This window comes from Clostridium sp. KLE 1755 (assembly GCF_000466465.2).
Lineage (GTDB): Bacteria > Bacillota > Clostridia > Lachnospirales > Lachnospiraceae > Eisenbergiella > Eisenbergiella porci.
The window spans coordinates 17,365-24,533 of the sequence record NZ_KE992727.1 but is presented as its reverse complement, the minus strand read 5'-3'; the positions used below and the strand labels follow the sequence as shown (position 1 = coordinate 24,533).

The following is a 7,169-nucleotide window of genomic DNA, read 5'->3' as shown; positions in this document are numbered from 1 at the left end:
ACTACAATACACAGTTATATAGACAGTCTCCAAATTCTATATTTCCACACTGTAAATCCAGTTTCCAGTCGTTTCTCTCTGGGCGGTAATTCTCACAAATAATTGAAAAGCCCAGCTTATTGACATAGAAATCTTTGGAAAGGTTGTAGTCTGATACAATGATTGCTATGTGATGAATTGTGGTTAGGTTCATTTGGTTCCCCTTTCCGTTTTTTTTGCTCTTATGTTCACACACCTGATTTAATGGTTATGTGCACAATTAATGCAGAAACCATTCCCACCATCATTTTCTATTCCAATTGGTGAACCACATTCCGGACAAGTGTCGAATGCTGTATTTCTTACTATATTTCCATCATCTTCATACTCTTCTTCGAAAGGAGCCTTTTTTTCAATTACTTCTTCCTCAATCAAATTATCCTCGTCCAGATTAATACTTGACGGAGCATCGATATAACCATCAAATTCTACCGAATATTCATCATACTCAAAATTCTTCTCGTTTTCTTCATTCCATTCATCCGGAACCCTGCAATCGCTTATATTGAGGGAGAACATAATTTCAAGTTGAACTGAATAGCTTCCTTCCATTTCCACTTCGGTTTTCCACAAATAAGCATTGTCTTCTTTATCCCAAAAAGAATTTCTTTCATCTGTGTACTTATACCCAACCTTTAGTGTACAAGAAGCATCCAAAGCAAGCTTTGCAACGGATGACACTCCATCTTCTTCAAAAATTCCAAGTATATATGGAGTAAACTTAATGTCATCAATGTCAACAATATCTTGTTCATCCACATAACACAGACCTTCAAGACCGATACTAATAACGGCGTTTTGAATTGCCTGACGAACAGTTTCCTCCATTTCATCTCGTCCATACTCGCTCAATAAGAAGGATTTCAGGAACTGCGCCTGTCGATTCATATAAACTGTATACTCAATGAATTGGTTTAAGCTTTCAAATAACCTAACATCTTCCACTTCAACATCAGACAATCCATTTTTTACTGCTTGTCTAAACCCATTATCATTTGATATAACACAATACTTCAGTTCATCTGCATTACTGGATTTGTTTTGGCTTATCTCACTCAATGTTCCATGAATATCAATCAGTAAGGCCGACACAGCAATTGCATCCTTGAATTCTTCTGGCTTTTGGGCTTCAAAAGGATATTTCTGAGCAAAATAATCTGCCATAATATTCTCTACATCAATGCCATTAACCGAAATATGTACCGCTTTACAATCCATCAGAAGTTGACTGAACTCGCTATCGCACACATTCACCCATTCATTAGGATTTTTCTTCTCTAACATTGAAGAGAAGCCATCTAATTTTCGGAATCCCGCAAATACTCTTTGTGAAACCACTTCGTTCAGTGCCTTAACTGCTTTTTTTACATCCCGCTTGATGTGGGAACGAACCTCTCCTTCTATCACAGAATTTATTACTAAGGCCAGATCTCCTATCGCAGCATACTCTCTCATCTTTTCAAAAGCAAAATTATGGAAAGAATAATTTGCTCCATCATATATGTTGGTATCCAGAAATACTCTGTAGAACATTCTCACACCTACTCTCTATTTTAAACGTTATCTCTATTTCCACGCACTGTCAACTATCGGTCAGCTGCTTAAAGCCGTCTATCACCCGCCACGCAGAGGCTGTTGACTTGGATGACTACCGCACTAGAGGTGCGGCGATTTCCGCTTTTAACTTCTCTTTCAACACACCTAGTTTCCTGACTTCTTATGCTTGCCATCCATTATTTATTGTTCTGAACTTTCCCGTAATAACGTTGCGGCAACTTCAATATTTCCAGGTGTTTCATTTTCTATTTTTGAAAGCAGCTTTTTAAATTTTCATCAAGTCTAGCACCAACTTTAAAACACTTCGGGAATCCTGGCACTCTATCATTTTCATATATATGACCTTGTTTTAAAATTTCAATATCCTGTTCAATCGTTGCAATCCCTAATCAATATTTTTCAAATCCCTTCCAACTTCCTCCTTTTAACAACCGGAACTTCATTATCAGTTCCTATATTTACAGTCCATATTTCTTGAACATCGTGCTTAGCTGTTTTCCCTGTTCCATAGAATCCTTATCGATGGATTTCATTATGGATAGTTCATTCACAACATTATGCTTTCTTTCCAGTAATGCCTTTACAAATCGAATGATCCACGTCACCGGCAACAATACTGGATATTTTCTGAGCCACGAAAATACGCTTTTCAATCGAGCCAAACTAGGAGACGCTGCATACAGGAAATAACGCACCTTGCTGCCCTTGGCTTCATAAGCAAAATTTGCTACATGATCCGATTGATTGCCATAACTTCTATTTCCGAGAATATAATCCGAAAGTTCAAATAGCGAATCATCTGCTTGAATCGGTACATCCGTTTCAAACCACTTCCGGCCAAGTTCACGAACATTCTTTTCAAATTCGTTCAGACCAATGGATGACAGTTCCTTTTCTATGTAACTCTGCTCCAAATTCAATTGTTTCCGCATCACATAGATATCCATGACCATCTTGAAAGTAGCTTCATCGTGGATGAAATGCTCTTTCATATGTACCACGGTAAAAATGTACACATCCTCCGGAGTTAAGCGATAGATGTGTTGATAGCCGTTCATCGGAATCACACGGTTCCAGATATTCTGATAGTACTTACGATATGCAGTTCCGGCTTCTACAATCTCTCGATGCATCTCTACATGAACGCCCAAATCATTTGTAAAATGATCGTGCTTAATGCCCTCCGTGTGACCGCTATACCCCAGTTCTTTCATGGTCTGCTTCATCTTAGCATCTTGCTCTTCTTTATAAAGCAAATCCAGATCACACATACAGCGCAACTCCGGCAGCGGATAATAATCCTTCGTCACAATGCCTTTCACAGGAAAACAATCAACACCAGCTGTTTCAAACGCCTTCTGCACTTCTTCCCATGAATATAATTTATTTTCATTCTGATTGATAATATGAACAGCAACATTAAACAGTCTTGGATCACTTTTTACCGTTGCAAAGTCATCGTTATCCAAGTAATCGCTTATCAGAAAATTATCACTTGATGGTACTCCGCCTGGCAGAATACGGATTCCCATGGCAACGACTCATATTCAGTTTTCCAGCGGACGGTTTGCTTGTTTAGAACCTGTCCGATTATATGTAATAAAAATCTCTGCTCGTTTGTCATGGTCACCTCCTGATATTGTATTTAATCAACAATATCAATTTAGTCTTTCCATTTTACTCTTAGCAAATTAGAAACAAGCCAAAACGCAGGGTACAACAAATCTAATAATAGTCTATCAAAAATTCGTAACCCCCCCATATGGCAGTGCTTTCCGAAATGTTTCATTCGAAAATTGCCAGCACACTCCATATCGTATCATCTGTTTGAGATCACTATTTGAATGTTTTTTTCTTTGTTGCAATCTCCAATAGGCATCAAAACATCTGTTTGTCAATGCCTGCATACTTCTTGAAGCAGTAGATAAGGATGTACCTTCATTCACATAATATGTTCTTACAATTTCATTAGTATACCAAGTCCTGTAGTTTATGTTTATCTGACAAAACACGATATTTTCCTGCACGAATTTAACACCTGCAGGAGTCGGATAACGGAAGGAATCTAATATGCTTCTTTTCATCAATCCAATTTTTTCGCCACTAACAGCCCTTGCAGTTTTTGAGGCTTCATTAAATGGCATTTCATTAATTCCCTTTGGATAAAGTTCTCCCACCAACTTACCATATTGTGTACAACATCTCCCATGTACACACCAATATTGATCAACAAATTCTTTTGGTATCTGTTCCCATTGATTTACCAGAAATTCGATAGCGTGCGGTAAAAGCTCATCATCAGCATCTAATTGAACAACAAATTCACCTTCAGCAACATCCCATGCCGCATTTGTCGCAGCGTGTTTCCCTTTATTTTCTTGCTTTAGATGTTTTACAGTGTACCGAGCCGAATTCTTGTAATCCATAATCAATGCATCAACTCCATCTGTCGAACCATCATCTACAATAATATGTTCGATGTTGGGATATGTTTGCCTTCTAATTGAATTAAAAGTTCTTTCAATTTTATCAGCCATATTATAAACACATGTAAAAACCGACACAAGCGGTAAAATCTTAGTTCCCATTTTTACTCCTTACCCGTGGTTCTAACCACAAATATCATTTTCTCACGAAAAGCGATGAATATTCATTCGTATCCATATACTATATTGCATACATTCCTTTGTATATACATAAAAACTTGAGAAATTACTCTTTTTTATTTTTTTAAATTTCTTCCAATACACTTTTAATTTGCGAAATCCAATTATGATAATCAAAACGCTCCTCAGCACATTTTCGTGCATTTCGAGACATCCTTTGATACTTATCAAATGGAATGTTTATTGCTCTTCGTATTACTTCTGCGCACTTTTCAGAACTGCAGCCTTCAAAAATCAGGCTATCAACATCATCTCGTAAATAGAATTGTGTGTAATCACCTACGCGCGTTACCACAGGAACGACTCCATGCGTCATTACTTCTGGAACTTTACTTGGGAAATTCGACAATGTCATCTGATTTATTGGTCTAGCTAAGAATAAATAATGCATTTTGCGAAACAGCTCTACCAATTCATCATATTTTAGCCATGGATGTAAAACAATACTCTTAAGTATTGTTTCTTTCTCATCACAATTTAGTGCTTGATCTATAATTTCTTTTTTGATACCAGTAAAGTGAAATGTTACTCTAGACAGTTCTCCTTCATCCAGTAGCGCTATGCCACGTAACATTTCTATAATTGAGTCTTTCATTTTTCCATTTGTCGGAAAAATAAATTGATATTTGCCATATTTTTTTTCAAAATATGAATATTCTGACACATCCGTCATCATCGGCAAAACCAACTTTTTATTCTTTGGGAACTGATTTGCTATGTTGTAGCTAATTGGAAATAACACATCTACGTTTTTCAGTGCCTGAAATTCCTTCTCTGCTTTATAGTATTCTTTTAATGATACGTATTCTTCTTTGCCAAACCACTCAAGTGGACAACAAGCAATTCTAAATCCAATTTTTTTCCGTAATTTTACTGCTGCATTATATATTGCAGGTACTCCTCTTGGAATAAAAAGTAAATCATTTTGCGTTAAGTTCTGTTTTTTTAACAATTTATAAACCATGTATGGAAACAACTTTCCACTATATAAGCGAGTCAATAGTTTATTTTTTGATTTTTTAACTACAGATTTTACAGCTATCCCTTTATACTCATAAAAATCAGTGCTAGCGTATTCCGAATTGATATAAGATAACAATTCAACTTTATATCCAGCATTTATCAACGCCTGAGACAAATATTGCTGGTAATTGGCATTAGCATCCCCATGAGGAAATTTAAATAGTCCTATAATAATTATTTTTCTCTGTTTCATTTCGATTCCTTCCATTAAAGCGGCAATTACACAACCATCTTACTTTTTTATATAACTCTTTACAAATCCACAAATAAACAAAAAACTATCAAGCTTAAATATCCAAGAACCTATTACATAAACAAATATTCCGACTACACACTGAATTCCTAATGTTATTAGGTCATTAAAGCCAATATATTGTACTCCCCAAGCAGATAAAAACACCACACTTGATAAAAGTGCCGCTGGCAAAACATCTATACATTGTTCTTTATATCCATAGCCTATCAGTTTTTTATTGGGATAGATATTAATCAGTGTAGAAATCGCAGCAAAAATAACATTGGAAAACACCATTGCTTCCACGCTAATACCCATAGTCAAAAATAAAAGAGAAAAACCAATAATCTTTTTAATGATTTCCAGTTTTAAGCAAAGATCCGCTCTTCCTGCCGCTTTGATTGCCTGGACATTTGCGGTCTGTAGAGGTTGAAATGCCCAATAAACACAGCACATTTGCATGAATGGAACACAATAAAGCCATTTTTCAGTCAACATCCACCGAACTAAAGGTGTGGCAATTGCCATTAAGCCAGCCATAATTGGAAACACTACATAAGAGGATATCTTCATTGACTGCCTTGTTAGATGTTTCAATCTTTGCATATCGCCATTCACTTTTGACATCGCAGGAAAAAGAACCGTACTAATTGAGGTATTTAAATTGCTAAGTGCCAACGATGGAAATTGATTTCCTTTATTATAATATGCCAAATCCGCTGCTGAATATTTTTTCCCAATTATTAAACCTCTTAGTTCACCGTAAAAAACATTAATAAATTGAGAAAGCATTAACTTCCATCCATAACTTGTTAGTTCTTTCGCACGTTCTAAACTAAATTGAAGTCGTGGTCTCCAAGATACCGTAATAAAAAGTACAGTCATATCCAGAATACTATTAACCAGATACTGAGCAATTAATGCCCACGCACCAAAACCACGCAAAGCCATCAATACTCCAACAAATCCTGATATGATTGTACCTCCAAGCGTGGAAAAGAAAAATTTTCTAAACATCATATGTTTTGAAACATATGAATGTTGTATAGTTTTTATGGCAGACAAAAGAATCTGCAGTGATAGTACTCGTATATATGGGACTAAATTTGAGTCCCCATAAAAATTTGCAATTATTGGCGATGAAAAAAACAAAATGAAATACAGAACAAGTGACATTCCAACACTGCAATAGAACATTGTAGAAAAGTCCAACTCATCGGTATCTTTTTTCTGAATTAATGCATCTCCCAAACCATTGCTTACAAAGACATTTGCCAATGTAATAAAAATCTGTATAAGCGCAATCACTCCATAATCTTCAGGCATTAAAATACGAGCCAAGATTACGGAAACTATAAATGAAATTCCCTGCGCAATTATTCTCTCTCCAAACTTCCAAAAAAGTCCAGATGCTATCTGTCTTCTCAAACTGCCATTATTAGACATATTCAAACCTTTCTTCTTTTCTATTAATAAACTACTCAGAGCAATGGTTCTATCAAGAATCTATACAACAATACTTGAGATTTCCAATATAGTGCAATTTGTGTCCGTATTAGTTTTGAACAGTTAATCATTTTCACAATTGACACGCTTTATAAAACAAGCTGGGTTACCGGCCCAAATCTCATTATCCGGTACCCCCCCCC

6 protein-coding genes are annotated in these 7,169 nt (G+C 36.0%); all 6 read right to left on the bottom strand.

The features are described from left to right. Position 1: 1 nt before the first annotated feature. The 6 genes from HMPREF1548_RS16585 to HMPREF1548_RS16560 all read right to left on the bottom strand — a co-directional run bounded on the left by HMPREF1548_RS16585 (position 2) and on the right by HMPREF1548_RS16560 (position 6,966). Entirely contained in the window at positions 2 to 193 is a 192-nt protein-coding gene (locus tag HMPREF1548_RS16585) for a VOC family protein (protein WP_035322561.1), read from the bottom strand. Between the two features lie 47 nt (positions 194 to 240). Then, positions 241 to 1,572 (bottom strand): PIN domain-containing protein, encoded by a 1,332-nt coding sequence (locus HMPREF1548_RS16580; protein ID WP_021637508.1) that lies wholly within the window; start codon positions 1,570 to 1,572, stop codon positions 241 to 243. A gap of 482 nt (positions 1,573 to 2,054) precedes the next feature. Continuing rightward, positions 2,055 to 3,128 carry a nucleotidyltransferase domain-containing protein gene (locus HMPREF1548_RS16575; protein WP_021637507.1) on the bottom strand — a complete coding sequence of 358 codons (1,074 nt, stop codon included), beginning with the start codon at positions 3,126 to 3,128 and terminating at the stop codon, positions 2,055 to 2,057. 207 nt (positions 3,129 to 3,335) lie between these two features. Then, the gene (locus tag HMPREF1548_RS16570) at positions 3,336 to 4,184 is read right to left on the bottom strand and encodes a glycosyltransferase family 2 protein (RefSeq protein ID WP_051358421.1); all 849 of its coding nucleotides are present in this window, start codon (positions 4,182 to 4,184) and stop codon (positions 3,336 to 3,338) included. Positions 4,185 to 4,326: 142 nt separating this feature from the next. Then, positions 4,327 to 5,478 carry a glycosyltransferase family 4 protein gene (locus HMPREF1548_RS16565; protein WP_035322556.1) on the bottom strand — a complete coding sequence of 384 codons (1,152 nt, stop codon included), beginning with the start codon at positions 5,476 to 5,478 and terminating at the stop codon, positions 4,327 to 4,329. Between the two features lie 39 nt (positions 5,479 to 5,517). Beyond that, positions 5,518 to 6,966, bottom strand: a complete 1,449-nt coding sequence (locus HMPREF1548_RS16560) for a lipopolysaccharide biosynthesis protein (RefSeq protein WP_021637504.1) — start codon at positions 6,964 to 6,966, stop codon at positions 5,518 to 5,520. Between the last annotated feature and the right edge of the window lie 203 nt (positions 6,967 to 7,169).